The following is a 25,125-nucleotide window of genomic DNA, read 5'->3' as shown; positions in this document are numbered from 1 at the left end:
CTCCTGCTGCGGACCAATCCATCGCAACAGTGCTCTAGGGACCGACCTGGAAGGTAAAGCTCCCATCGGTCGTGTGGGTGTCGACGGAAAGCACATGCCAATTGACGTGGTAGGTCCCGACACCGCCGCCTTTCAGAGAGACCGATATCTGGCTGCCGTTCACGCGCGCCCTTCCCGCATCGACGCGCTGGCCGGAAGGACCGGTGACCGTCACCGAACTGAACGCCGGCTCCAGCTTCTGGGTGAAGTAGAGCGTCACCTCGCGCGGCGGACTAGCCACCTTGTTGCCGACGCGCGGCTCGGCATGATCGAGAAAGGCGTGGGCGTCTGCCTTGCCGGTCGCAAACGACAGCAATAGCGCGATGATCAGGGATGAGCGTCGCATGATCAATTCCTGGCAAACGGGCTGGCGGGTTGCACCGGCCCGCCAAAGATGGGCCTGCCGATGCCGCGGGGATCGATGTCATCGAGATAGAAGTGCAATTGGCCGATAACGCCGACATTGGTCCCGCTTTGCCGGTTGATCGGGATCAGCGCCTCGACTCCGATTTGAAAGGTATTTCCGACCCAGAGGAATCCGGGGTTGATGGTCCCTGTGGTCTTGGTACCCGACGTCAATGTGTTCGCTACCGGCGTCTGCAGCGTCGCCTCGACCAGCGGGATCAGATGATTGACGAAATCCGGCAGGCCGAGGTCGATCACCGACGATTTCAGATAGGGCATGCTGTACTGGATCGTGCCGCCCCAGTTCAGCACCCGCGGATGAAATTCGGTGTCGGCGCTGAGATTGCCGGTGTCGGGGTCGATGCTGAAGGTCGTGGTGGAGTTTCTGCCCGGGATGGCATAGCCGACCTGACCGGTGATCGCGACCGGCCGCAGCCATGACAGGGTGTCGGGCAGATCGCCGAGGCCTTTGCCGAAAAAGATCGTCGGCGTATAGGTGTTGAACGGGTCCGCACCGACGGCTGCTGCGCCCGTGCCGCCCCATTCAATGCCCAGCCCGACCGACACCACGAATTCATGCGCCGGGTCCTTGAACAGCCGGTACTTGAACAGGGTTTCGAGATTCTGAAATCCCTGCGCGCCGATCCCGGTCGGACCGCCGGGCGCTGCGAGCGAGCTGTGGGTTGCGCCGATCGAGATCGCAAAGGCCTCGGTGATCCGCTTGGAAAATTCGCCCGAGAAATCGCGCTGCCGAAACGACGGATCGTCACCGGTCTTGAAGTTCGCGACCGTTGGGAAAGACAATTCATCGTTCACACCGGGATCGTCGATACCGATTGTCGCTGGAAAGAAGCGGTTGCCGACGATTTCGTGGGCGGTGCTTCCGAAAAGGGGAACGAGCGCGATGGCGAGCCCTGGCACGGCTGCGCGCGCATGACGGATAAACATGAAAATCTCCGCAGGCGTTGATGTGCAAAGGGTTCACGGCCGGTGGCCGCGCGACTTTACGACAGGAACGGCGGAGCGCGTGCCTGGGCCCCAGAAGCGGTTCTCGAACCGGACAGGCCCGGCCCGAAATCCTGCCAGGCGACCTGGCTCGTCACGCGATCGACCACGATCGCGGCTGATGTCTGCGGGGTGTCGATCGGCGCCCCGGTCTGCAACACGCCGCAGGCGGCGCAGCCGCCATCGTGGGCGCGGTGGCCGGTCTGATCGTCCTGCCCAGTCCCTTGTGCCGAACCGCCGTGGCAGATGACCGCGCCGACAAGTGGATGGGAGCCCGCAAGGCTCGCCGCCCAGCACGCACCGATCGGTACAAAGATCTGCACCAACAGGGCAACCAGGACTATCGGTAGAAAATTCTTCAGCTGTCGGCGCATCGCTCCATCCTGCGGCAACCTATCGCAGTGAAGGGCCGCCGTCGAGCCAAGCGGCAATGCCGAGGCGCCGAAGGGAGAGAGGCTGACGATTTAGTCGAGTGTGTTGTGCGCCGGCAACGATGGGACCTCGCTTTCAGAGCTGCGCGCCCAATTCACTTGATCTCGCTGTGGACGCCCCAATTTATTTACACGACCGCTGCTGGCGTTAGCCAGAAAAGCGGCCGACCTGACACTTCTGCTTGGGGTCAATCGCGTTGGTTCTGCGCGATCAGGCCCGCGTCCGGCTTACCCCTCATTGCCGACATCAAGACGCCCGACCGAATTTGTCGCTTCGGGCCAGAAGCAGACTAACCAGCTAGTGCCAGCAAAACCATCGCTCTACCGGGGTTTTTAGTGCTGTGACGGTACGCTAGACGCATATGGCAACGATTTCTCGGTGCGCGCCGCATTAGATACCCGCGAAGGGTCTCTCCGTTCTGATGAGATGCTTGCTGAACAGAGCGACTACGCTCTGAGGCGCGGTATCATCGAAAAACCGCTTGAGATTCTGGGCGGTCTCGCCGGCGACTTCAGCACTTCGGGGAAAGAGGCCGTTTTCATAGCTGGCGAGCGCGGCTTCGATGTCATCGGGAGTGGCAACGAGCGCTTGGGCGAGTTCTGCGCCATCATACATAGCGAGGTTCGCGCCTTCGCCTGCGAAAGGGGACATCAGATGCGCCGCATCCCCAAGTAATGTTAAGCTCGGCACGCGCTCCCATCGATGTCCAACTGGGAGCGCATAGATGGGGCGAAGCACGGGATCGGTTTCGCCGTCTGTAATGAGTGCGGTCAGTTGCGAGCCCATCCTTGGAATTGCTCGGCAATATGGGCCAAGGCAGCTTTTGTGTTGCTAAAGTCGATGGACTTAATCCAATCTTCTGGCTTGTTTAAGGCCGCATAGGTGTGGAGCGTTCCGTCTGCATAGCGGTGCGCCAGGAGCATAAATTGAAGTTGTGTGGCGGGCGTGTGAATGTCTGCTACGTCTTGGTCTGCGCAGTAAGTGGGGAGAGACGATGACATCCAAGATCCCGGTTCGCTTCGTCTGGTTGCAGCTTTCGACCGGACTGCTTCTCGCCACGATCGGAATTTCATCGCCGGGTGCCGAGGAGGCAGCGGGTCCATCAGGCGAGGCCCTTTATGAGCAACGCTGCGCCTCGTGTCATGAGGGCGGCGCGGCACGGGCGCCCGACAGAAATGCGCTACGGCAGCTGAACGAGCAGCGGATCGGCTTTCAGCTCGCCTACGGGCTAATGAGCGCGCAGGGGCGAGATCTGAGCAAGGATCAGATCGGCGCCATCACTCGCTATTTGAAGGGCAACGCGCCGCCACCGGCGATCGAACTGCCCGATTCCAGCTGCCGCGATGAAGGACCCAAACTCGCTGATCCCGCGCTGCCGCGCTGGAACGGTTGGGGCGTCGACATTCGCCAGCATCGCTTCCAGCCCGCCGAGAGCGCGCTGCTTGCGGCGCACGATGTCCCCCGTCTCAAGCTGAAATGGGCTTTCGCTTTTCCCGGTGACGTCAGAGCCTTCGCGCAGCCGACGGTCTGGGGCGGCCGGCTGTTCGTCGGTAGCGCCGGCGGCAAGGTCTATGCGCTCGACGCCAGGACCGGATGTCAGCGCTGGGTGTTCGATGCAGGCTTTGGCGTCCGCAGCGCCGTCACCATCGGCGAGGACGGGCGCGGTTTCACCGCCTATTTCGGCGACCAGCGAGGGAACGTCTATGCGCTCGACGCCGAGACTGGGAAGCTAAAGTGGACCCGTCGGGTCGAGGACCATCAAGCGGCTATGATCACGGGTGCTCCGACACTTGCGGACGGCATCCTCTATGTACCGGTTTCCTCACTCGAAGAGGCGTTGGCGGCGGATCCACGGTACGGCTGCTGCAGCTTCCGCGGGCTGATCGTGGCGCTCAGCGCAGCGACGGGAGAGGTGAAATGGCGCAGCTATGTTTCGCCACCACCGGGACCGCAGGGCATCAGTTCGATGGGCGTGCAACTTTTCGGGCCATCGGGCGGCGCGATCTGGTCCGCGCCAACGGTCGACCTCCAGACGAACACGGTCTATGCGACCACTGGGGACAGCTATTCAAATCCCGCACAGGACACGTCTGACGCTTTTGTGGCGTTCGACCTCGTGAACGGAAAGCTCAAATGGTCGCGACAGATGACCGAGAGCGATGCCTACAATGTCGCATGCACCTCGCAATATCGCGCGAACTGTCCAGACAATAAGGGCCCCGATTTCGACTTCGGATCGTCGGCTATCCTGGTTGATCTCGCGGACGGCAAGCGCGCGCTGATCGCGGGGCAGAAGTCGGGCGTCGTGCATGCGCTCGATCCCGATCATGGTGGCGCGATACTGTGGCAGCGCCGGATCGGGCAGGGCTCCGCGCTTGGCGGTGTGCAATGGGGAATGGCCGTCGATGACGAGAATGTCTACGTATCAGTATCGGATGTCGGACTCGAACGCGCGGCGCCGGGCACGCCGGGTGCTCAGAAAACCATCATGGGCGGCGAGTTGAAGATGGATCCTCGCAAGGGCGGCGGACTGTTTGCTCTCAAGCTTGCCACTGGCGAGGTCGTCTGGCGCACACCGCATCCGGGCTGCAATGACAAGCCCGGCTGCAGTCCAGCCCAGTCGGCCGCGGTCACAGCAATTCCCGGCGTGGTCTTCTCGGGTGGGCTCGATGGCCACCTTCGCGCCTACAACGCCCGGACTGGCGAGATCATCTGGGACGTCGACACCGTCCAGGGCTACACGACTGTCAATGGCGCAGCCGGCCAAGGCGGCTCGCTCGACGGTCCGGGCGCAGTTATTGCTGGGGGCATGCTCTACGTCAATTCGGGCTACACCAACTACGGCACGTTGCCGGGTAACGTGCTGCTCGCGTTCTCGGTAGAAGGGAGGTAGGTGCGATATCACTTGAAGCATTCAACGACGGGAACGTGGTCGCAATCATGAGGATCATCGACCTGAAGGCTTGAGGCCGGCTTCATCGGAAATCGATTGCACCTGGATGCTTCGTTCGGTGCGTCGCCGCGCGCCGAGTGCGTCCACGAACGGGCCAGCTCTCGAGTGCCGAGTTGAAGTTGGTGCAGCGGTGCAATGAGGTGGCGTCAAGCGAGCGGTCGGGCTTGTCTGAACTGGAAAGTGCTCGGCGTGAACCTCCTGGCCACGGCGCGCGCGTTAGTCTCGCATGTTTCCAGCGCAATCTTCTGGGCGAGCATGACATCTCCGATCGGAAGCGCGCCGATCGGCATGAAGCACAACCCGTCCTGCACGCGGCCTCTTTCGTCAATCTCGCAGACGTTCACCGACGTTCCGGCGTAAATCCGGTACCGCTTCCCACTCTCGCTTCCGACAACCTCGAAGTAGCCCTTCGTCGCTAACTGCTCCTGCTGCGCAGGCGATAGCCAACGCCGCAAGAGCAGCAGCGACCGTCCCTCTGGCGTGCGTTCGGCGCCGTGCCTGATGAAGAGCATTCGCGCCGCTCTCATGCGGGAGCGGACGTGCGACGCCGCCGGCCGAAAGCCGAACATGAGCGGCTAGCCGCCGATCAATCTGGGGAAAAAGAGGGTTTCATCCGCAGTGGGGTCGAACGATCGGATCTGCGAGATCTGACCGGGACCCGTCCGGACCGCGGCGGTGAAGCCGGCATTCGTCAGCTCATAGAACCGCTGCTCCGCCTTCGCCACTTCCTGCAGGTCGCTGGGGTCGAAAGGGTGATGGCGGTCGCCGGTGCGGTCCATCACGATCTGAATCGCCATGATCGTCCTCCTCGGATTGATAATGGGCCCAAGGGATCCTATCCAGTATCCGACTAACCTGACGAACTTTCAAGACAAGACCACTTCGATCCGAAGAGCCGACTGAAAGGCGGCCAAGCGCCACGCCCCGTCGGCTCTGCCGCGCAGGGGTACCAGATCGCGCTGCCGAACAAGGCTCGAACAAAAATCCGAGCCCCCTGTCGGATCGGCGGCTTCCCGGTCGTCCTCGTGACATGAATGGGCCGTAGACGCCAAACTCGGGCCCATCAATCACCGAGGATAACAACCATGCCCAATACCGTCCGTCTGCACCGCGTGCTCGCAACCAGTCCGGAGAAAGTCTATCGCGCCTTCCTGGAGGCCGATGCGATGGCGAAATGGCTGCCGCCGAACGGCTTCACCTGCACCGTGCATCATCTCGAGCCCAAGGTCGGGGGCACGTTCAAGATGTCGTTCCGGAATTTCACCACGGGCAACGGCCATTCGTTCGGCGGCGAATATGTCGAGCTCGTGCCCGGCGAACGCCTGCGCTATACTGACAAGTTCGACGATCCCAATCTGCCGGGCGTGATCGAGGTGACCGTGATCCTGAAGAAGGTCTCGGTCGGCACCGAGGTCGAGATCACGCAGTCCGGCCTGCCCGACGTCATTCCCGTCGAGGCCTGCTATCTCGGCTGGCAGGAATCGCTGCGCAATCTGGCGCGGCTCGTCGAGCCGGAGATCAATCAGTAGCAGCCGCAACGGCCTAGCGGTCGAGTACACCTCTCCCGAAGGGTCCCGAAGGGAGAGGTGTAGCAGACCCGGCGGATCGTGCTTCGTCCAATAGTGCGCTACGCACCGCCTTTTTCAGCCCGCCGTCCGCCGTCCATCGCTCCGGATCGGGACTGTGCCCGATCAGTGCGAGCCCATAGGCGATCGATTCGAATTGGTCGCCGGACATCAGCCGCTCGTTGCCGAACCGCTCGGCGAATAGTTTTCGGACGGCAGGTACGAAGGACGTGCCACCGGTCAGGAACACCTTCTCCACCTCGCGCGCGGTGATGCCGGCTTCAGCCAGCACCTTGTCGACGGTGGCGCGCAACCGGGCGATATCGTCGGCAATCCATGTCTCGAAATTCTTGCGCGTGATGGTGGCGCCGATGTCGACGCCGCCGCCCTTGAAGCGGAAGTCCACCTCGTCCTGCGCCGACAGGGCGACCTTGGCATCGGACACCGCGCGGTACAGCGCAAAGCCGAGGTCGAGATCGACGATGGTGATGAAATCCTCGAGCAGATCCGGCTTCAGCGCGGTGCGCGCAAGCTCGCGGAGCTCGCGCAGATCGCCGTTGCTCTTCATCATCGCGAGCTGATGCCAGCGCGCGAGGTTGGTGTAGTGGCCGCTCGGGACCGGGAGCACCTTGTCGAACGAGCGGAAGCTCGAGCCCTTGCCGAGCCGCGGCGAGACGACGTGGTCGACAATGCGATAGTCGAACGTGTCGCCGGCAATGCCGATACCGGCATGGCCGAGCGGTTCGGCGCGAAGCGTGCCGCGCGCGCGGGAAAACCGCATCACCGAGAAATCGCTGGTGCCGCCGCCGAAATCGGCAACCAGCACGGTGGCATCGCGCTCCAGCCTGCGGGCGAAGGAGAACGCCGCGCCCACGGGCTCGTAGACATAGCGCGCGTGGCCGGCCCCCAAGCGCTCGAACGCGGCCCGGTAGCGCTGCATCGCCAGCGCCTCGTCGGGATTGCCGCCGGCAAAGCGCACCGGACGGCCGACCGTGATGTTCGCCGTCTCGAAGCCGAACTTCTCGCCGCCATGGCGCGCCAGCGTGCGCAGGAACGCCGCCAATATGTCCTCGAACTTGTAGCGTTGCCGGAATACCTGCGTGGTGTTGAAGCTGGAACTCGCCGCAAACGTCTTGAACGACTGCAGGAAGCGGTAGACGTGGCGCCCTTCGAGAAACTGCTCGATCGCCCACGGGCCGCCTTCGGCCTGGGCACCCGCGCCCGGCCGTTCCTCCCAGAAGCACAGGGCCGACACATAGACGCTGTGACGCTGTCCGCCCTGGTCGAACCGAATGGCCTCAACCCGGCGGTCGTCCGACGCAAGCGCGACGACCGTGTTGCTGGTCCCAAAATCGATGCCGATCGAGACGGCGGGCGAGGCGCTCGACATGAAGCACTCTGAACGTTTGATTGGAAAAGGGGGCGGACCACTAGCCGCTTTGACCTGCGCTGCCAAGGGCCGTTTTGCTGCGGCGCGGTCGGAATTCATCCTCGTCGGGCGCCGTTCCGAGCCACGGGAAACAAGGTTTTCCTGCTCCCAGAGGCCGAAATCCCTGTTTCGGCTGTCCAGCTTGCAATCTTAAGCCCGGAATGGCCGCTTTAATGGAGCATTATGTTGCGATGCGGTGGAGCACATGCTGCTATGCAATGACATGCATGGACATTGGTATCTGGTATACATAAATTACCTTTCGAAAGGAGACAGCAACTGACTGTCTCAAGAAAGGGAATTCCGATGTCCAAGACCGCTACCGTCGCTCTCGCCCCCTCCAACTCGCTGTTCGCCCGCTTCATGGCCGCGGTTGACCGCTTCCTGATGGCGAGTGCCGAGATCTCGAATCACAACGGCGACCTGCCCCGCTTCGGCCTCTAAGCCCGTGCTTTTGCGCTGCCGAGGCAGCGCGCCGGCTTCGGCACCGTCAACATTCGACTTTTGATGAATGGCCCCGCAGCACGGGGCCATTTCTACTTGTGCTGTCCCGAGTCAGAGTCGCAGCCGGACATTCCTGCGACATTTGCGCACGGTGGCCGGACCAGCGCTTGAAGCTTGGCATAATGCATACAAGAATGCCACCCCAGCGCTCGCAAAATAATTAGAGGCGCCACGGGAGGCTTTATGACGGACATGGTGCAGGCAACGGCGGCTCCAAGCGCCGCGCGCGTCAGCGATGCTTATCGCTGGGCGCAATTGGCCATCGGCGTAGGCGCGATGGTCATGATCGCCAACTATCAATACGGCTGGACGTTCTTCGTCCCCGACATCCAGAAGACGTTCGGTTGGGATCGCGCATCGATCCAGTGGGCATTCACCCTTTTCGTTTTGTTCGAGACCTGGCTCGTGCCGGTCGAAGGGTGGTTCGTCGACAAATACGGCCCGCGTATCGTCGTGCTGATCGGCGGCGTGCTCTGTGCTCTGGGCTGGGTGATCAACGCGCAGGCGACGACGCTCAACGGCTACTATCTCGGCATGATCATCGCGGGCATCGGCGCCGGCGGCGTCTACGGCACCTGCGTCGGCAACGCGCTGAAGTGGTTTCCGGACAAGCGCGGTCTTGCCGCGGGCATCACGGCGGCAGGTTTTGGTGCGGGCTCTGCGCTGACCGTCGCGCCGATTCAGGCCATGATCAAGGACAGTGGTTTCCAGACCACCTTCCTCTATTTCGGCCTCGGGCAAGGCATCATCATCTGCATCCTCGCCTTCTTCCTGCTCGCGCCCAAAGCGGGCCAGGTGCCGAACGTGGTGACGAACGCTGCACTGCTGCAATCTCGCCGCAACTATCAGCCGACCGAGGTGCTGCGTCAGCCGATCTTCTGGCTGATGTACTTCATGTTCGTGATCGTCGGCGCCGGCGGGTTGATGGTGACCGCGAACCTGAAGCCGATCGCGGTCGACTGGAAGGTCGACAGCGTCCCAGTCACCCTGATCGGCATGACCATGACCGCGGTGACGTTCGCAGCGACCATCGACCGCGTGCTCAACGGCCTGACGCGTCCATTCTTCGGCTGGATCTCCGACATGATCGGCCGCGAGAACACGATGTTCATCGCCTTCGGCATGGAAGGGATCGGCATCTGGATGCTCTACCTCTGGGGCCACGATCCGATCTGGTTCGTGCTGCTCTCGGGCTTCGTGTTCTTCGCCTGGGGTGAGATCTACTCGCTGTTCCCGTCGACCTGCACCGACACGTTCGGCGCCAAGTTCGCGACCACCAATGCCGGCCTGCTCTACACCGCGAAGGGCACCGCCGCATTGCTGGTGCCGATCGCCAACTACGTGCAGCAGACCTCGGGGCATTGGGACAACGTCTTCATCATCGCGGCCGGTGCCAACATCCTGGCCTCGCTGCTGGCGATCGTGGTGCTCAAACCATGGCGCAAGGTCGTGGTTGCGAAATCGACCCTCTGACCCGCTCCACTACAGTCACCAAGCAAGACGCCCGGCCTCACGGCCGGGCGTTTTCGTTTGGCGCCAGTATCCCAGGATACCTCTGCGCTTTGCGGAGCCGCGCATTTTGTCGAACGGGAACCAAGATAGGGCTTGCAATCTGGGATATGGTATACCAAGCTCCGCGCCGCGCTTGCGACGATAAGCCACAACATTTGCGACCCTGGGTCATCTTGCACTCCTGCGTCGCAATCAATCAGGCGCGTTGGGAGGTTCTTGATGATTTCCAGCACGGATGGCGCCGTCACAGCCGCGCCTCTTCGCACCGGTTTCCGTTGGCTCCAACTCGCGATGGGCATCGTCTGCATGGCGATGATCGCCAACCTGCAATACGGCTGGACGCTGTTCGTCGATCCGATCGATGCGACCCATCATTGGGGGCGCGCCGCCATCCAGCTCGCTTTCACCATCTTCGTCGTCACCGAGACCTGGCTGGTGCCAGTCGAGGCCTGGTTCGTCGACAAATACGGCCCGCGCATCGTGATCATGTTCGGCGGCGTGATGATCGCGCTGTCCTGGGTGCTCAACTCCTACGCCGACAGCCTCACCCTGCTCTACACTGCCGCGGTCATCGGTGGCATGGGCGCGGGCGCGGTGTACGGCACCTGCGTCGGCAACGCGCTGAAATGGTTTCCTGATCGCCGCGGCCTGGCGGCCGGCGCGACCGCCGCCGGCTTCGGCGCGGGTGCCGCACTCACGATCGTGCCGATCGCGAGCATGATCGTCTCGAGCGGCTACCAGCACGCGTTCCTCACCTTCGGCATCGGCCAGGGCCTCGTCGTGTTCGTGCTCGCCTTCTTCATCCAGCCCCCGCGGATCTCGATCCCGCCGAAGAAGAAGCAGCTCAATCTGCCGCAGACCAAGATCGACTTCACCCCGCCGCAGGTGCTGCGCACCCCTATTTTCTGGGTCATGTACCTCGTCTTCGTCATGGTCGCCTCGGGCGGCCTGATGACCGCGGCGCAGATCGCCCCGATCGCGCACGACTTCAAGATCGCGAACACGCCCGTCACACTCGCCGGCTTCCAGATGGCGGCATTGACCTTCGCGATCTCGCTCGACCGGATCTTCGACGGTTTCGGCCGCCCGTTCTTCGGTTTCGTCTCCGACACGATCGGCCGCGAGCACACCATGTTCATCGCTTTCGGCACCGCCGCGCTGATGCTCTTGACGCTATCGGCCTACGGTCACATCCCCGTCGTCTTCGTGCTGGCGACCGCAATTTACTTCGGCGTGTTCGGCGAGATCTACTCGCTGTTCCCCGCAACCTGCGGCGACACCTTCGGTGCGAAGTTCGCAACCACCAACAACGGCATGCTCTACACCGCGAAAGGCACGGCCTCCCTGCTCGTCCCGCTCGCGAGCGTGATCTCGACCGCTTATGGCTGGAAGGCCGTGTTCGTGGTGGCAGTGGCGCTGAATGCGACGGCGGCGCTGATGGCATTGTTCGTGATCAAGCCGCTGCGCCGCTCCTTCATTCTCGGCAAGGAAGCCGAGAGCACGGACACCGCGACCGGCACAGCCAAGACCGAAACGGCGTAGCCACCACAAGCCTTCGCACGAAAGAAAGGGGCGCAGCGATGCGCCCCTTTCTTTTTGGCCGCGACAAACGTCAGCATTCCTGTCGCAAGATTTTTCGGATCAGCCAAATCCAGCGCTTGACGATTGGCATTACGTATACCACACTTCTCCCAACATTCACCCAGGGAGGTTGCAATGCTGGTCGGAGACATTCTGCGCAAGAAGACGCCGCGCGTTGTCACGGTTCGTATGAACGAAACGGTGGGGATCGCGGCCAAGCTGATGCGCGCCAACAATATCAGCGCGCTGGTGGTCAAGGACGTGGTCCGCTCGGAAGGAAACACCGCGGTCGGCATGTTCACCGAGCGCGACGTGGTGCGCGCCGTCGCCGAGCACGGCGCCGGCGCCATCAACGTCAAGGTCTCCCAGCTGGTCTCGGTGCAGCAGCTCGTCTCCTGCACTTCCTCGGACACGATCGAGCACGTCCGCCACCTGATGAACCGTCATCACATTCGCCACCTGCCCGTGATCGACGATTACAGCCTCGTCTCGGTCATCAGCATGCGCGACATCGCCGCCGCGGTCGACGAGGCCGCCAACTCGACGCCGCAAGCAGCTTAAAGCGTCTCACTTCCCTGCGACTGCCGGCCCCGGCTCGGATCCATCCGAGCCGGACCGGATCATTCGTCCCAAAATTCCGCCTTACCCGCGAGGATTTCATGAAGATCTGCATCTACGGCGCCGGCGCGATCGGCGGATATCTCGGGGTTCAGCTCGCCCGCGCGGGCGCCGATGTCAGCCTGGTCGCACGCGGCGCACATCTCGCCGCCATGCGCGAGCGCGGCCTCACGCTGCTCGCCGGCGAGGAGACGCACACCGTCCATCCGCGCTGCACCGATGATCCCACCGAGCTCGGTGTGCAGGACACCATCATCGTCACGCTGAAGGCGCATTCGATCACCGGCGTGATCGAGAAGATGCAGCCGCTGCTCGGGCCCCACACCCGCATCGTCACCGCCGTCAACGGCATTCCCTATTGGTACTTCTACAAGCACGGCGGCCAATACGAGAATTCGACGCTGGAGAGCATCGACCCCGGCGGACGGCAGTGGCGCGAGTTAGGGGCCGAGCGCGCCATCGGCTGCATCGTCTATCCCGCCACCGAGATCGAAGCGCCCGGCGTGATCCGTCACGTCTACGGCAACAATTTCCCGCTCGGCGAGCCCTCCGGTGAGATCACGTCCGACGTGCAGCGCCTCGCGGACCTCTTCGTCGCCGCCGGCCTGAAGGCTCCCGTGCTCGATCGCATCCGCGACGAGATCTGGCTGAAACTCTGGGGCAATGTCTGCTTCAACCCGATCAGCGCGCTGACCCACGCCACGCTCGACGTGATCTGCACCGATCCGGCCACGCGCGCGCTGTCGCGTGCGATCATGGTGGAGACGCAAGCGATCGCCGAGACCTTCGGCGTCAAGTTCCGCGTCGACGTGGAGCGCCGCATCGAGGGCGCGCGCAAGGTCGGCGCCCACAAGACCTCGATGCTGCAGGATCTCGAGCGCGGCCGCCCGATGGAGATCGACCCGCTCGTCACCGTCGTGCAGGAGATGGGCCGCCTCACCGGCATCCCCACGCCCGCGCTCGACTCGGTGCTGGCGATGGTGACCCAGCGCGCCCGCATCGCCGGCCTCTATGACGGCATCTCGACATCATCGGATCCCCGCGCACTGGCGGTGGCGTGATGGCGGGCGAAATGAAGAAGTGGCTGCGCTTCCGCCATGCCGGCGCGACCGGCTTCGGCACGCTGACGGCATCAGGCATCAGCGTGCATGAGGGCGAGATGTTCGGCCGCCACGCCGCCACCGGCAAGATGCTGGCGCTCTCGGAGGTCGAGCTGCTCGCGCCTTGCGTGCCCAGCAAGATCGTCGCGCTCTGGAATAATTTCCACGCGCTCGCGACCAAGCTGAACCAGCCCGAGCCGCCGGAGCCGCTCTATCTGCTCAAGGCCACCACCAGCATCACCGCTCCCGGTGCCGTGATTCGCCGGCCCTCTTATTACGACGGCAAGACGACCTATGAGGGCGAGCTCGGCATCGTGATCGGCAAGACGTGCGCGCGTGTCTCACCTGGCGAAGCCGACAGCTTCATCTTCGGCTACACTTGCGTCAACGACATCACCGCCAACGATATCCTGACCCGCGACCCCACCTTCCCACAATGGGCCCGCGCCAAAGGCATCGACGATTACGGCCCGTTCGGCCCGGTCATCGCGACCGGCCTCGATGCCGCGAAACTCACGGTCCGCACCATCCTCAACGGCGCGGAGCGGCAGAACTATCCGATCTCCGACATGATCTTCACTGCGCAGCACTTGGTCAGCAGGATCTCCCACGACATGACCCTGCTGCCCGGCGACCTCATCGCGGTCGGCACCTCCGTCGGCGTCGGCGTGATGAAAGAGCCGGTCAACACGGTAACGGTTGCGATCGACGGCATCGGCGAGCTCACCAACGAGTTTCGGCTGTAGCCCCGCAGCGCAGCAAAATTGATCCCGCGCAAATCGGGCGTCGCGGCCACTGGTATCCTTCCTTGCAAGACATCGGTCTCTGACGCAAAGGGAGGACGCCATGACGAATGCCGGCAATGCACTTTTGTGGACGGCCCTGTACTTCGCTCTCTCGTTCGCGGCGATTTTCGTCGTGTGGTTCGCCGACAAGATGCGCTCGAACTTCCTCGGGAGACAATAGCCGGAGGCGCGCCGGTTCTCGTCGGCGGCGACCGTTGACGAAAAAGCAAGCGCGAGGTCGAAGACCGCATCGCCCGCATCTTCGAGGATTTCAACGCGCTCGACGCCTTGCGCATCGGCGGCATCTTCACGACGATCAAGACCAGTTTGAACCGGATCGGGTGAAGCGCGGCTGCGCAGGGGTTGAGCGCAGCGATACGGCCATCACGCCCTCCGAAACATCCCGACACATCACATCTCCGCGCGCCCGACATATGCCGCCAACATTTCCCGCGCGTGCCGCAACTTGGACGCATTCGGTCGCCCATCTGTGGAGCGTGTCTGGGGGCACGGCACAGCCGTGTTTGGACCAAACCTTCTAGGGGTATGACTGTGAAGAAGATTGCAATTGCTCTGGGTGCCACGCTTGCTCTGGTGACGGCCGCGAACGCTGCGGATCTGCCGCGCCGCCAGCCCGTGCCGGCCTATCCGGCTGAGCAGGCTCCGATCGGCAAGATGCCGATTGGCAAGAGCCCGGTTGGAAAGGCCCCGATCGGCAAGGCGCCCGGCCCGGTCGCAGCGCGCTACTGACGCGCGAGCGTAACACGCGCAAAATCCGCGTAGCGGCCGATAGTCGAGGGGGAATCGCGTGACGAACAAAGCTAATCGATCGGGATCCTGCATCCTCGCAGGGTTCGCTCTTGCGGCTATGCTCTCGTGCATGACGCCCTCGGCCTCGGCCCACGAGGCAAACAAGCGCGTTGCCGATGCGAGCGCGCTTGCTACGACCGACACCGCCTCGCGACCGGCGCCGCAATCGACGCGGCGCTCCGTCGCGCGCGCGGAGAAAGGCCCCTACTACGTCGACTTCCGCGCGCGTACCGCCGCGAGCTGGGGCCATGCCTTCGTCTGGTACGGCAAGACCAGCGAGAAGGCGGTCGAGGTCGCGGGGCTCACGCCGGCCGGCGACACGCTCGCTTACGTGCTCGGTCACATCACCTTTGTGCCGGCCGAGACCGGCGCGAGCTACGGTGATCTCGATCCGGAATATCTGACCGCGAGCTATCGGGTCTACCTGAACGAGGCCGACGCCAAGCGCGTGTTCGCCCATATCAGGGAGTTGCAGGCCAACACTCCGGTCTGGAATGCCGAGACAATGAACTGCACCGGCTTCATCAGCGACATCGCGGAGTTCATGGGATTGAAGGTCCCCCATCGTTGGCAGCGTCCGGAAAACTTCGTCAACCACCTCAAGGAAATGAATGGCGGCCGCCAGATGGTGCGGCTGTCGGCGGAGTAGCCGAAGCCCGGCAGCGCCGCCGTGATCCGATGGGTCCCGGCTCAGCCGCCGCAACGTCAAGAACGTTGCAGCGCGTCCGGGACACGAGACCTAGTCGCGCCGTCACATGCGGGCCCACCCAATTATCCGCCCCGCGGAATCACCCACATCTCCGCATGATCGCCCCACGCCGGCGCAATAGACATTTCCCGCCCCCGGCGGCATCCTCCCCGCCATCAACCGATAACAGATCGCCACACCGGCCGGGGGAAACAGATCATGTTGCAGACACGGTTCACCAAGCTCGTCGGCGTCCAGCACCCGATCGTCCAGGGCGGCATGCAATGGGTCGGACGGGCCGAGCTGGTCGCCGCGGTCGCGAATGCCGGCGCGCTCGGCTTCATCACCGCCTTGACCCAGCCGACGCCGGAGGACCTCACCAGGGAGATCGCGCGCTGCCGCGACCTCACCGACAAGCCGTTCGGCGTCAACCTCACCATCCTGCCCGCGATCAAGCCGCCGCCTTATGCCGAGTACCGCGCCGCCATCATCGAGAGCGGCATCAAGGTGGTCGAGACCGCCGGCAACAAGCCGCAGGAGCATGTCGACGAATTTAGGAAACACGGCGTCAAGGTCGTGCACAAATGCACCAGCGTCCGCCACGCGCTCTCCGCCGAACGCATGGGGGTCGACGCCATCTCGATCGACGGCTTCGAATGCGCCGGCCATCCCGGCGAGGACGACACGCCGGGCCTGATCCTGATCCCGGCTGCCGCCAACAAGATCAAGATCCCGATGATCGCCTCGGGAGGCTTTGCCGATGCTCGCGGCCTCGTCGCGGCGCTGGCGCTGGGTGCCGATGGCATCAACATGGGCACCCGCTTCATGGCCACCAAGGAAAGCCCGATCCACCAGCTCATCAAGGAGAAAATCGTCGCCAATGACGAGCGCGAGACCGAGCTGATCTTCCGCAGCATGCGCAACACCTCGCGCGTCGCCAAGAACGCGGTCTCGACCAAGGTCGTCGCAATGGAGAAGGAAGGCGCCAAGTTCGAGGACATCCGCGAACTCGTTGCGGGTGCCCGCGGCAAGATGGTCTATGCGACAGGCAATTCCGACGAAGGCATCTGGTCGGCCGGCCAAGTCCAGGGCCTGATCCAGGACATCCCGAGCTGCGCCGAGCTCATCTCTCGCATCGTGCGCGAGGCGGAGGCGATCATCCGCGGAAGGCTGGATGGAATGATTGTTCATCCGGCAGCGCAAGCTGCTGAATAGCCACGGCAAGAAGCGAGAGCAATTCATGAAAGCTTACGTCTACGGCCCTGATGGCGCTACGATTTCCGAGGTCGCTCAACCAAAACCGAAGGGCACACAGGTCCTCGTCCGCGTCCGCGCCTGCGGGCTGAACCGCGCCGACACCGGCATGCGCAAAGGCCACGCCCATGGCGCGGCCGGCGGCGTCGGCACCGTGCTCGGCATGGAATGGGCCGGCGAGGTCGCCGAGCTCGGGCCGGATGCCGAAGGCGTCAAGGTCGGCGACCGCATCATGGGCTCGGGCAGCGCGGCATTTGCCGAATACACGCTGGCCGATCACGGCCGGCTGTTCCACGCACCCTCGAACATGAATTTCGAGGAGGCCGCCACCCTCCCCGTCGCACTCGCGACCATGCACAACGCCGTCGTCACCGTCGGCGGCGTGCAACCCGGGCAAGCCGTACTGATCCAGGGCGCCAGCTCCGGCGTCGGCCTGATGGCAATGCAGATCGCAAGGCTCAAAGGCGCAAGGCTCGTGATCGGCTCGTCGACCGACGCCACCCGCCGCGGCCGGCTGAAGGAGTACGGCGCCGATCTCGCCATCGACAGCTCCGATCCGAAATGGGTCGACGAGGTCCTCAAGGCAACGAACGGCGAAGGCGTCGACCTCATCGTCGACCAGGTCTCCGGCAAGGTCGCGAACCAGAATCTCGCCGCGACGAAGATCAAGGGCCGCATCGTCAATGTCGGCCGGCTCGGCGGCACCCATGCCGACTTCAATTTCGACCTGCATGCGGCGCGCCGCATCGATTATGTCGGCGTCACCTTCCGCACCCGCACCATCGAGGAGGTCCGCGAGATCTTTGCGCAGGTCCGCAAGGACATCTGGAGCGCAGTGGAATCGCGCAAGCTGCAACTGCCGATCGATAAGGTGTTTTCGTTCGACCAGATCGATAAGGCGTTCGAGCATATGGAGGCAAACAAGCACCTGGGGAAGATCGTGGTGACAGTGTAAACGAGTGCGAAGCTCTCTCCTTGTCGTCATGGCCGGGCTTGACCCGGCCATCCACGTCTCTGCGGCATGGTACGACGAACGTGGATGCCCGGGACAAGCCCGGCATGACGGTGAGAGCGCCGGTCCCGCTTCTGCAACTCACTAGCGACTGCTCCTGTGGATCATCACTTGATGTCCCACGCTGGCCTGCTAAATCCCCGGCATGACCTCCCAGCACGACAAGACCTCGGTCGCCGCGCTCTCGATCTTCGCCAGCGGCGGCATGGCGGCGGCCAAGTTCGTGGTCGGGATCGCGATCGGCTCGCTGGCGCTGATCTCCGAGGCCCTGCATTCCTCGATCGACCTGGTGGCAACCATCATCACCTGGGCGGTGGTGCGGGTGTCCGACAAGCCCGCGGACGAGGAGCATCATTACGGCCACGGCAAGCTGGAAAGCATCTCCGCGCTGGGCGTCACTGCCCTGCTCTACGTGCTCGCCGGCGGCATCCTGGTCGAGGCCTATAGCCGGCTGCGCGAGGGAACCCCGCCGCCGACCATCTCGGCCGTACCGTTCGTGGTGCTGGTGACCGACATTGCCGTCAATCTCTGGCGCGCCCGCGCGCTGCACCGCGCCGCGCGGGAGACCAGGAGCCAGGCGCTGGCGGCGGACGCGCTCCATTTCGCCTCCGACGTCATGGGCTCGTTCGCCGTGATCGTTGGCCTGATGCTCGCCTGGCTCGGCTTCTGGTGGGGCGACGCGGCCGCGGCTGCCGCCGTCGCCGTGATGATCGCGGCTCTCGGCCTGCGCATGGCCGGCTCGACCGTGCAGACACTGGTCGATCGCGCTCCGGAGGGCGCCCAGGAGAAGGCCACCGCCGCGATCCGCGGGGTACCGGGCGTGATCGACGTCGACCGGTTGCGCGTGCGCATGGTCGGAGCGACCACGTTCATCGACACCATCGCGAAGGTGCCGCGGACCTATCCGATCGACCGCGTCGAGGACATCAAGCGCAACGCGCAGGCCGCGGTCACCAAGGCCTTCGGCGATGCCGACCTCACTTTCGCCGCGGTGCCTGTCGCGCGCGACAACGAGACCGTGCGCGACCGCATCATGGTGATCGCGCGCAATTCCGGGCTCGCCATCCATCACGTCACGGTGCACGACCTCGGCGCCAAGCTGATCGTCAGCATCGACCTCGAAGTCGACGCCGACATGCAGCTCGAGGCCGCCCACGACGTCGCCAACACGCTGGAGCGCAATATCCAGGAGGAATTCGGCGAGGACGTCGAGGTCGACGTTCACATCGAGCCGTTGGAACCGGAACTGCCGTTCGGCGTCGATGCCGCGCCTGAGAGGGTGCAGACCATCGCCGCCGCGCTGACCGAATTCGCCGGCGAAGGCGAGATCCACGACATCCATAATGTGCGCGTCCGCAACACCGACGCCGGCGAGATCGTCAATTTCCACTGCCGCGCGGCGCCATCGATGAGCGTGATCAAGGTGCACGAACGTGTGGACTCGATCGAGCGCGCATTGCGGCGCGCGTTCCCGAGCGTGAAGCGCGTCATCAGTCACGCCGAACCGCCGCGGGCGTGATGAGAATGTGTGACGAGTCACACGTTCTCGTTTCGGACTCGTTGCGCCCTGGAGTTTGCGGGCATTCGATGCACAAACTGCGTGTTGGATAAGAATAATTTCGCGTTAACGATTCGTTGACTCTCGACAGCCTGCGAAAACTGGATTCAAATCAGTGTGATTCGGAAGCAACGTGGGGCTGCTTCCGGACTTCAGTTGCAAGCAGGTTTTCAGGGGGCCGAAGGCATGGCGAGCGCAGACGCCGCGAACGCGTGCGTCCAATCCGATTCAATCAAGGGATTGGCGCAATCGATCGCGAAACCTGCCTATCACCGGCTCCTGATCGCGGAGCCGGCACTGCGCCGCGCGGTGCCGACGCTCATCATCGCCTTCCTGATCACGATCTGCCTCGGCGCGTTCGTGCAGGTGGTCGATCAGACGCGCCAGAAGCGGCTGGTGATCCGCCACGACATTTCGGCACTCGCGGACCTGCTCGCCGAGCGCATCGATCGCCTCACCTCGGTGCGGCAGGAGCGGATCAAGACCATCGAGAACCTGCCGACGCTGCTGCCCGATCTCATTCCCTCCTGGGGCACCGCCTCGGGCCGCCACGTCATCGTCACCTCGGCCGGAATCGGTCGTCGTATCCTCGCCCGCATCCCGGTCGACAGCGACCCGGTCGGCAACGACCGCCTGCTCGATGCGATCACGACCGCGCAACTGATCGCGGCGCCGCCACGCGACGGCACCATCACCGACATGACGCTGCCGAGCGGCAACGCGGCGATGGCGACCTCCCGGCAGATCAAGTCGCTCCCTGGCTTCGTCACCGTGATCCAAGAGCGCAACGAGCCGATCTGGGGTTCGGACGCCGCGCTCTCGGTGACGCTGTCGGCGACCACGGGCTTCGTCGTCCTGATCCTCGGCTTCGCCTTCCACTGGCAGTCGACCCGCGCCCGCGAGGGCGACCTCATCAACGACGCCGTGCGCGGCCGCATCGACACCGCGCTCAATCGCGGCCGCTGCGGGCTGTGGGACTGGGATCTGTCGCGCGGCAGGATTTTCTGGTCGCAGTCGATGTTCTCGATGCTCGGCCTCGACGGCCGCAACGAGCTCCTCACCTTCGGCGAGGTCAACGCGCTGGTGAAGTCCGACGACATCGACCTGTTCGAGATCGCCGATCAGCTGATTTCCGAGAAGATCGACCACATCGACCAGACCTTCCGCATGCAGCATGTCGACGGTCACTGGATCTGGCTCCGCGTCCGCTGCGAGAAGACGCGCGGGGCGACCGATTCCAGCGTGCACCTGATCGGGATCGCCGTCGACATCACCGAGCAGAAGAGCCTCGCGGAGAAGACGGTGGAAGCCGACCTCCGCCTGCGCGATGCGATCGAGACCATTCCGGAAGCCTTCGTGCTGTGGGACGCGAGCGACCGCCTGGTGCTCTGCAATTCGCACTTCCAGCGCCTGCACAAGCTGCCCGACAGCGCGGTCATCCCCGGCACCTCCTACGAGACCGTGCTCGAGGTCGGCCGCATGCCGGAGGTGCGCACCCGCCACAACGAGACGGTTGCCCAAGGTCCGGGCGCGCGCACCTTCGAGGCCCAACTCGACGACGGCAGCTGGCTGCACATCAGCGAGCGCCGCACCAAGGACGGCGGCTACGTCTCGGTCGGCACCGACATCACCCGCATCAAGGAGCACGAGCAGAAGCTGGTCGACAACGATCTGCGTCTGCGTGCCACCGTCATCGACCTCAAGCGCTCGCAGGCCGCGCTCGAGCGCCAGGCGGTCGAGCTCGCCGACCTCGCCGAGAAGTACCAGCGCGAGAAGACCCGCGCCGAGGAAGCCAACCAGACCAAGTCGAAATTCCTCGCCAACATGAGCCACGAGCTGCGCACGCCGCTCAATGCCATCATCGGCTTCTCCGAGATCATGGGCTCGGGCATGTTCGGCGAGCTCGGAAGCGAGAAGTATCAGGAATACTGCCAGGACATCCTGACCAGCGGCCACTATCTGCTCGAGGTCATCAACGACATCCTCGACATGTCCAAGATCGAAGCCGGCCGCATGAAGCTCGACATGGAAGAGCTCGACCTTTCGAAGACGCTCGCGGAATCCTTACGGGTCGTCTCTGGCCGGGCCCAGGACAAGCACCTGACGCTCGACGCCGACATCGCAAAATCCATCTCGGTGGTCGCCGACCGCCGCGCCACCAAGCAGATCATCGTCAACCTGCTCTCCAATGCCGTGAAGTTCACCCCCGACGGCGGGCGCGTCGTGGTGCGCAGCCGGCAGCTCGAGGACAGGATCGTGCTGATGATCGCCGACACCGGCATCGGCATCGCGCCGCATTCGCTGGCGCGGCTCGGCCGCCCGTTCGAGCAGGTCGAGAGCCAGCTCACCAAAACCTATCACGGCTCGGGCCTTGGCCTTGCCATCGCCCGCTCGCTGGCGCAGCTCCACGGCGGCTCGATGCGGCTGCGCTCCAAGCTCGAGGTCGGCACCGTCGTCCGCGTGGCGCTGCCGCGCGACGCGGTCAAGGCGGCGTCGGGGATATCGGCCGCGGCGTGACCGGCGGAACGAGCTTTGAATTGGGTGAATCGATGTCAGCCCAGAGCTCAGATCACCTCTCCCGAAGGGGATTACGGTCTGACCGTCTACTGCGGTCCCTGACCCGGATTGCGCTGGACGATGCTGCGCATCGCCAGGCGCAATCCGACCTCTCCCCGTTGGGGAGAGGTGGCACCCACATCGCGGACGCACTCTGTCTCATCATGCTCTACAATTGCAGCGTCGGCGCGACCTCGCGCGCGACGTTGACCAGCGCCGCGATCAGCGGCGTCATCGGATCGCGCTGCGGGATCACCATGCCGATGCTGTAATTGACCTCGGGCTCGACGATCGGAATCGAGCGGACGGTATCGGACAGGCCGAGCGTCTCGGCGAGCTTGGCCGGCATCACGCTGGCCCAGCGCCCCGTCTTCACATGCGTGAACAGCACCAGCAGCGAGTTCGAGGTCAGGGTCGGCGTCGCCTCCGCGCCGACCGAGCGCAGCGCGCGGTCGATGATGCGGCGGTTCTGCATGTCGGGCGTCAGCAGGCAGAGCGGCACCTGCCCGACCTCCTTCCACGTCACCGTCTCGCGGTCGCCGAACATCGCATCCGGTGCAGTGAGCAGGCGGTAGCTCTCGTTGTAGAGCGGAATGGTGCGCACCTTGCCTATCGGCTCGTTCTCGATATAGGTCAGCCCCGCATCGACCTCGAGATTCTCGAGCAATCCCAGCACCTCCGACGAGGTCGTCGAGCGGATGCTGAAACGCACCTCGGGATGCTTCGCGCGAAACGGCGTCGTCAGCGAGGCGACCATGCCGAGCACGGTTGGGATCGCGGCGATGCGGATCTCGCCGGAGAGCTGATGCTTCAGCCCGTTGATCTCGTCGCGCATTGCGCGGGCATCGCCCACGATCCGCCGCGCCCAGTCGAGCGCCCGCTCGCCTTCAGGGGTGAATCCCTGAAAGCGCGAGCCGCGCTGGACCAGCATCACGCCGAGAATCTCTTCGAGCTGCTTGAGCCCGGTCGACATTGTCGGTTGCGTCACGCCGCAGGCCTCGGCAGCGCGTCCGAAATGTCGCTCCTTCGCCAGCGCCAGCAATAGTTCAAGCTTGTCGATCAACCGGTCGTCCCCTCGAATTCCATCGTGGCATGCAAGCTAGCATGCCGGGCCTGCACCAACACGCAAAAACCGGCAGCCGATACGACTTTCATTACCGTTTCGTATCGATTGATTGTCGTTGCAAATCGATCCGAATTCGCAATCGCAGCACGGGACAGCTTTATTGATCTTCGAACGATTCCAACTAGTTTGCGCCGAGGGAACGCTCAGGTTGAGAACGACGAATGACAGCGATTTTTGAGCCTTGGAACGAGACGCGCGGCGCCGAAATCATCGCCGAACATGCCGATCAAGAGGGTGCGACGCTGGTCATCCTGCATGCGCTGCAGGAGGCATTCGGCTATGTGCCGGAGGCCGCCATCCCCATGGTTGCGCAGGCGCTCAATCTGTCGCGCGCCGAAGTCCATGGCGTCTTCACGTTCTATCATGATTTCCGCCACAAGCCGGCCGGCCGCCATGTGCTGAAGCTGTGCCGCGCCGAAGCCTGTCAGGCCGCGGGCGGCGATGCGCTGGCTGCGCGGGCCGAGGCGAAGCTTGGCGTCTCGCTCGGCAACACAACGGCTGACGATCGCGTCACGCTGGAGCCGATCTACTGCCTCGGCCTGTGCGCGACTGCGCCATCCGCGATGCTCGATGGCCGCCTCATCGGCCGGCTCGACCAGAAGCGCCTCGATGCGCTGGTTGCGGAGGCGCAGCGATGAGCATGCGCCTCTACGTCTCACGCGACGCCGGCGCGGTCGCCGTCGGCGCCGACGAGGTCGCCCTGGCGCTGGAGCAGGCCGCCGCCAAGCGTGGCGTGGCGATCGAGATCATCAGAACCGGCTCGCGCGGGATGTACTGGCTGGAGCCGCTGGTCGAGGTCGCGACGCCCCAGGGCCGCATCGCCTTCGGTCCTGTCACCGAGACCGACGTGCCCTCGCTGCTCGATGCGCTCGCCAGCAACACACCGCATCTCTTGCGGCTGGGCGCGACCGAGGAGATTCCCTGGCTGAAGCGCCAGACCCGCCTCACCTTCGCCCGCTGCGGCGTCATCGACCCGCGCTCGCTCGACGACTACCGCGCCCATGGCGGCTACAAGGGTTTTGAGCGCGCACTCTCGCTCGGACCTGATGCGATCCTGAACGAAGTCACCGCATCGGGCTTGCGCGGCCGCGGCGGCGCGGGCTTTCCGACCGGGATCAAGTGGAAGACGGTCGCGCAAGCCAAGGCCGACCGCAAGTTCATCGTCTGCAACGCCGACGAAGGCGACAGCGGCACCTTTGCCGACCGCATGATCATGGAAGGCGATCCCTTCCTGGTGATCGAGGGCATGACCATCGCCGGCCTCACGGTCCGCGCGAGCAAGGGCTACATCTACATCCGCAGCGAATATCCGCACGCGGTCGAGGCGATGAACGCCGCAATCGCGGCGGCCAGGCGCGGCGGCTATCTCGGCACCGACATCGGCGGCTCGAAGCAAGCCTTCGATCTCGAGGTGCGCGTCGGCGCCGGCGCCTATGTCTGCGGCGAGGAGACCTCGCTGCTGGAGAGCCTGGAAGGCCGCCGCGGCATCGTGCGCGCCAAGCCGCCGCTGCCGGCGCATCACGGCCTGTTCGGCAAGCCGACCGTGATCAACAACGTGCTGTCGTTCGCGGCCGTCCCCTTCATCCTCGCCGAGGGCGCCAAGGCCTATGCGGATTTCGGCATGGGCCGCTCGCGCGGGACGATGCCGATCCAGCTCGCCGGCAACATCCGCTACGGTGGCCTGTTCGAGACCGCCTTCGGGGTGACGCTCGGCGAGTTCGTCGACGACATCGGCGGCGGCACGTTCACGGGCCGCCCCGTGCGCGCCGTGCAGGTCGGCGGGCCGCTCGGCGCCTATTTCCCGCGCGCGCTGTTCGACACTCCATTCGACTATGAGGCTTTTGCCGCGCGCGACGGCCTGATCGGCCATGGCGGCATCGTCGTGTTCGACGACAGCGTCGACATGCGGAGGCAAGCGCGCTTCGCCATGGAATTCTGCGCCATCGAATCCTGCGGCAAGTGCACACCGTGCCGGATCGGCTCCACCCGTGGGGTCGAGACCATCGAGAAGATCATCCGGGGCGAGCGCGTCCATGAAAACCTCGCGCTGGTCGAGGACCTCTGCAACACCATGAAATTCGGCTCGCTCTGCGCACTCGGCGGCTTCACGCCTTACCCCGTGCTCAGTGCGCTGAAGCATTTCCGGGAGGATTTTGTCCCGGCGCCGACGACGCTTCAGGCCGCGGAATAGGA

The 25,125-nt window shown here is 64.0% G+C and carries 24 protein-coding genes; 16 read left to right on the top strand and 8 right to left on the bottom strand.

The window, feature by feature from the left end:
* Positions 1–34: 34 nt before the first annotated feature.
* The 4 genes from EAV90_RS07485 to EAV90_RS40060 form a co-directional block, all read right to left on the bottom strand.
* Entirely contained in the window at positions 35–385 is a 351-nt protein-coding gene (locus EAV90_RS07485; RefSeq protein ID WP_122404081.1) for a copper resistance CopC family protein, read from the bottom strand.
* A gap of 2 nt (positions 386–387) precedes the next feature.
* Positions 388–1,392: a hypothetical protein gene (locus EAV90_RS07480; RefSeq protein ID WP_122404082.1), complete on the bottom strand. Its 1,005-nt coding sequence runs from the start codon at positions 1,390–1,392 to the stop codon at positions 388–390.
* A gap of 56 nt (positions 1,393–1,448) precedes the next feature.
* Positions 1,449–1,823, bottom strand: a complete 375-nt coding sequence (locus EAV90_RS07475; protein ID WP_129143026.1) for a DUF2946 domain-containing protein — start codon at positions 1,821–1,823, stop codon at positions 1,449–1,451.
* A gap of 448 nt (positions 1,824–2,271) precedes the next feature.
* On the bottom strand, positions 2,272–2,667 hold the full coding sequence (locus EAV90_RS40060) for an FAD-dependent oxidoreductase (protein WP_208738474.1): 396 nt from the start codon (positions 2,665–2,667) through the stop codon (positions 2,272–2,274).
* A gap of 208 nt (positions 2,668–2,875) precedes the next feature.
* Here EAV90_RS40060 and EAV90_RS07465 point away from each other — a divergent pair, with 208 nt between their 5' ends.
* Positions 2,876–4,774: an outer membrane protein assembly factor BamB family protein gene (locus EAV90_RS07465; protein WP_129143025.1), complete on the top strand. Its 1,899-nt coding sequence runs from the start codon at positions 2,876–2,878 to the stop codon at positions 4,772–4,774.
* Positions 4,775–4,980: 206 nt separating this feature from the next.
* On the opposite strand, the gene EAV90_RS07460 is transcribed toward EAV90_RS07465, so the two are convergent.
* A complete protein-coding gene (locus tag EAV90_RS07460) occupies positions 4,981–5,403 on the bottom strand; it encodes a hypothetical protein (protein ID WP_164936820.1) in 423 nt (140 codons plus the stop codon).
* A gap of 6 nt (positions 5,404–5,409) precedes the next feature.
* On the bottom strand, positions 5,410–5,631 hold the full coding sequence (locus EAV90_RS07455; RefSeq protein ID WP_122404086.1) for a hypothetical protein: 222 nt from the start codon (positions 5,629–5,631) through the stop codon (positions 5,410–5,412).
* A gap of 288 nt (positions 5,632–5,919) precedes the next feature.
* On the opposite strand from EAV90_RS07455, the gene EAV90_RS07450 reads away from it, so the two are divergent.
* Positions 5,920–6,363 (top strand): SRPBCC family protein, encoded by a 444-nt coding sequence (locus EAV90_RS07450; protein ID WP_027572003.1) that lies wholly within the window; start codon positions 5,920–5,922, stop codon positions 6,361–6,363.
* A 13-nt stretch (positions 6,364–6,376) separates the two neighbouring features.
* On the opposite strand, the gene EAV90_RS07445 is transcribed toward EAV90_RS07450, so the two are convergent.
* On the bottom strand, positions 6,377–7,789 hold the full coding sequence (locus EAV90_RS07445) for an Hsp70 family protein (RefSeq protein ID WP_245509471.1): 1,413 nt from the start codon (positions 7,787–7,789) through the stop codon (positions 6,377–6,379).
* Positions 7,790–8,134: 345 nt separating this feature from the next.
* Here EAV90_RS07445 and EAV90_RS39340 point away from each other — a divergent pair, with 345 nt between their 5' ends.
* The 12 genes from EAV90_RS39340 to EAV90_RS07385 all read left to right on the top strand — a co-directional run bounded on the left by EAV90_RS39340 (position 8,135) and on the right by EAV90_RS07385 (position 21,767).
* The gene (locus tag EAV90_RS39340) at positions 8,135–8,272 is read left to right on the top strand and encodes a hypothetical protein (RefSeq protein WP_164936819.1); all 138 of its coding nucleotides are present in this window, start codon (positions 8,135–8,137) and stop codon (positions 8,270–8,272) included.
* Between the two features lie 243 nt (positions 8,273–8,515).
* Positions 8,516–9,805, top strand: coding sequence for an oxalate/formate MFS antiporter (gene oxlT, locus EAV90_RS07435; RefSeq protein WP_122404088.1), 1,290 nt, complete (start codon positions 8,516–8,518; stop codon positions 9,803–9,805).
* A gap of 258 nt (positions 9,806–10,063) precedes the next feature.
* Entirely contained in the window at positions 10,064–11,386 is a 1,323-nt protein-coding gene (gene oxlT / locus EAV90_RS07430) for an oxalate/formate MFS antiporter (RefSeq protein ID WP_122404089.1), read from the top strand.
* 174 nt (positions 11,387–11,560) lie between these two features.
* Positions 11,561–11,986 carry a CBS domain-containing protein gene (locus EAV90_RS07425; protein WP_122404090.1) on the top strand — a complete coding sequence of 142 codons (426 nt, stop codon included), beginning with the start codon at positions 11,561–11,563 and terminating at the stop codon, positions 11,984–11,986.
* 98 nt (positions 11,987–12,084) lie between these two features.
* Positions 12,085–13,104 (top strand): 2-dehydropantoate 2-reductase, encoded by a 1,020-nt coding sequence (locus tag EAV90_RS07420; protein WP_129143024.1) that lies wholly within the window; start codon positions 12,085–12,087, stop codon positions 13,102–13,104.
* A gap of 11 nt (positions 13,105–13,115) precedes the next feature.
* Complete coding sequence (locus tag EAV90_RS07415) at positions 13,116–13,889, top strand: fumarylacetoacetate hydrolase family protein (RefSeq protein WP_164936818.1); 774 nt, start codon at positions 13,116–13,118, stop codon at positions 13,887–13,889.
* A gap of 585 nt (positions 13,890–14,474) precedes the next feature.
* Complete coding sequence (locus EAV90_RS07410) at positions 14,475–14,678, top strand: hypothetical protein (RefSeq protein ID WP_122404093.1); 204 nt, start codon at positions 14,475–14,477, stop codon at positions 14,676–14,678.
* 58 nt (positions 14,679–14,736) lie between these two features.
* On the top strand, positions 14,737–15,387 hold the full coding sequence (locus tag EAV90_RS07405; RefSeq protein ID WP_129143022.1) for a hypothetical protein: 651 nt from the start codon (positions 14,737–14,739) through the stop codon (positions 15,385–15,387).
* Between the two features lie 258 nt (positions 15,388–15,645).
* A complete protein-coding gene (locus tag EAV90_RS07400) occupies positions 15,646–16,641 on the top strand; it encodes an NAD(P)H-dependent flavin oxidoreductase (protein ID WP_129143021.1) in 996 nt (331 codons plus the stop codon).
* A gap of 25 nt (positions 16,642–16,666) precedes the next feature.
* Complete coding sequence (locus EAV90_RS07395; RefSeq protein ID WP_129143020.1) at positions 16,667–17,635, top strand: zinc-binding dehydrogenase; 969 nt, start codon at positions 16,667–16,669, stop codon at positions 17,633–17,635.
* 202 nt (positions 17,636–17,837) lie between these two features.
* Positions 17,838–19,211, top strand: a complete 1,374-nt coding sequence (locus EAV90_RS07390; RefSeq protein ID WP_129143019.1) for a cation-efflux pump — start codon at positions 17,838–17,840, stop codon at positions 19,209–19,211.
* Positions 19,212–19,436: 225 nt separating this feature from the next.
* The gene (locus EAV90_RS07385; RefSeq protein ID WP_129143018.1) at positions 19,437–21,767 is read left to right on the top strand and encodes a PAS domain-containing sensor histidine kinase; all 2,331 of its coding nucleotides are present in this window, start codon (positions 19,437–19,439) and stop codon (positions 21,765–21,767) included.
* Positions 21,768–21,975: 208 nt separating this feature from the next.
* On the opposite strand, the gene EAV90_RS07380 is transcribed toward EAV90_RS07385, so the two are convergent.
* Positions 21,976–22,869, bottom strand: a complete 894-nt coding sequence (locus tag EAV90_RS07380; protein ID WP_122404098.1) for a LysR family transcriptional regulator — start codon at positions 22,867–22,869, stop codon at positions 21,976–21,978.
* 224 nt (positions 22,870–23,093) lie between these two features.
* Between EAV90_RS07380 and EAV90_RS07375 the strand changes: the two genes are divergently transcribed.
* Together EAV90_RS07375 and EAV90_RS07370 are read left to right on the top strand one after the other, a co-directional pair.
* Positions 23,094–23,570 (top strand): formate dehydrogenase subunit gamma, encoded by a 477-nt coding sequence (locus tag EAV90_RS07375; protein ID WP_122404099.1) that lies wholly within the window; start codon positions 23,094–23,096, stop codon positions 23,568–23,570.
* On the top strand, positions 23,567–25,123 hold the full coding sequence (locus EAV90_RS07370; protein ID WP_129143017.1) for a formate dehydrogenase beta subunit: 1,557 nt from the start codon (positions 23,567–23,569) through the stop codon (positions 25,121–25,123). The genes EAV90_RS07375 and EAV90_RS07370 overlap by 4 nt, the downstream gene beginning before the upstream one ends.
* The last annotated feature ends 2 nt before the right edge of the window (positions 25,124–25,125 follow it).

Source organism: Bradyrhizobium vignae (assembly GCF_004114425.1).
In the GTDB taxonomy this organism is placed as follows: Bacteria; Pseudomonadota; Alphaproteobacteria; order Rhizobiales; family Xanthobacteraceae; genus Bradyrhizobium; species Bradyrhizobium vignae.
The sequence above is the reverse complement of the archived record's forward strand: the minus strand, read 5'-3'. Positions and strand labels throughout refer to the sequence as shown.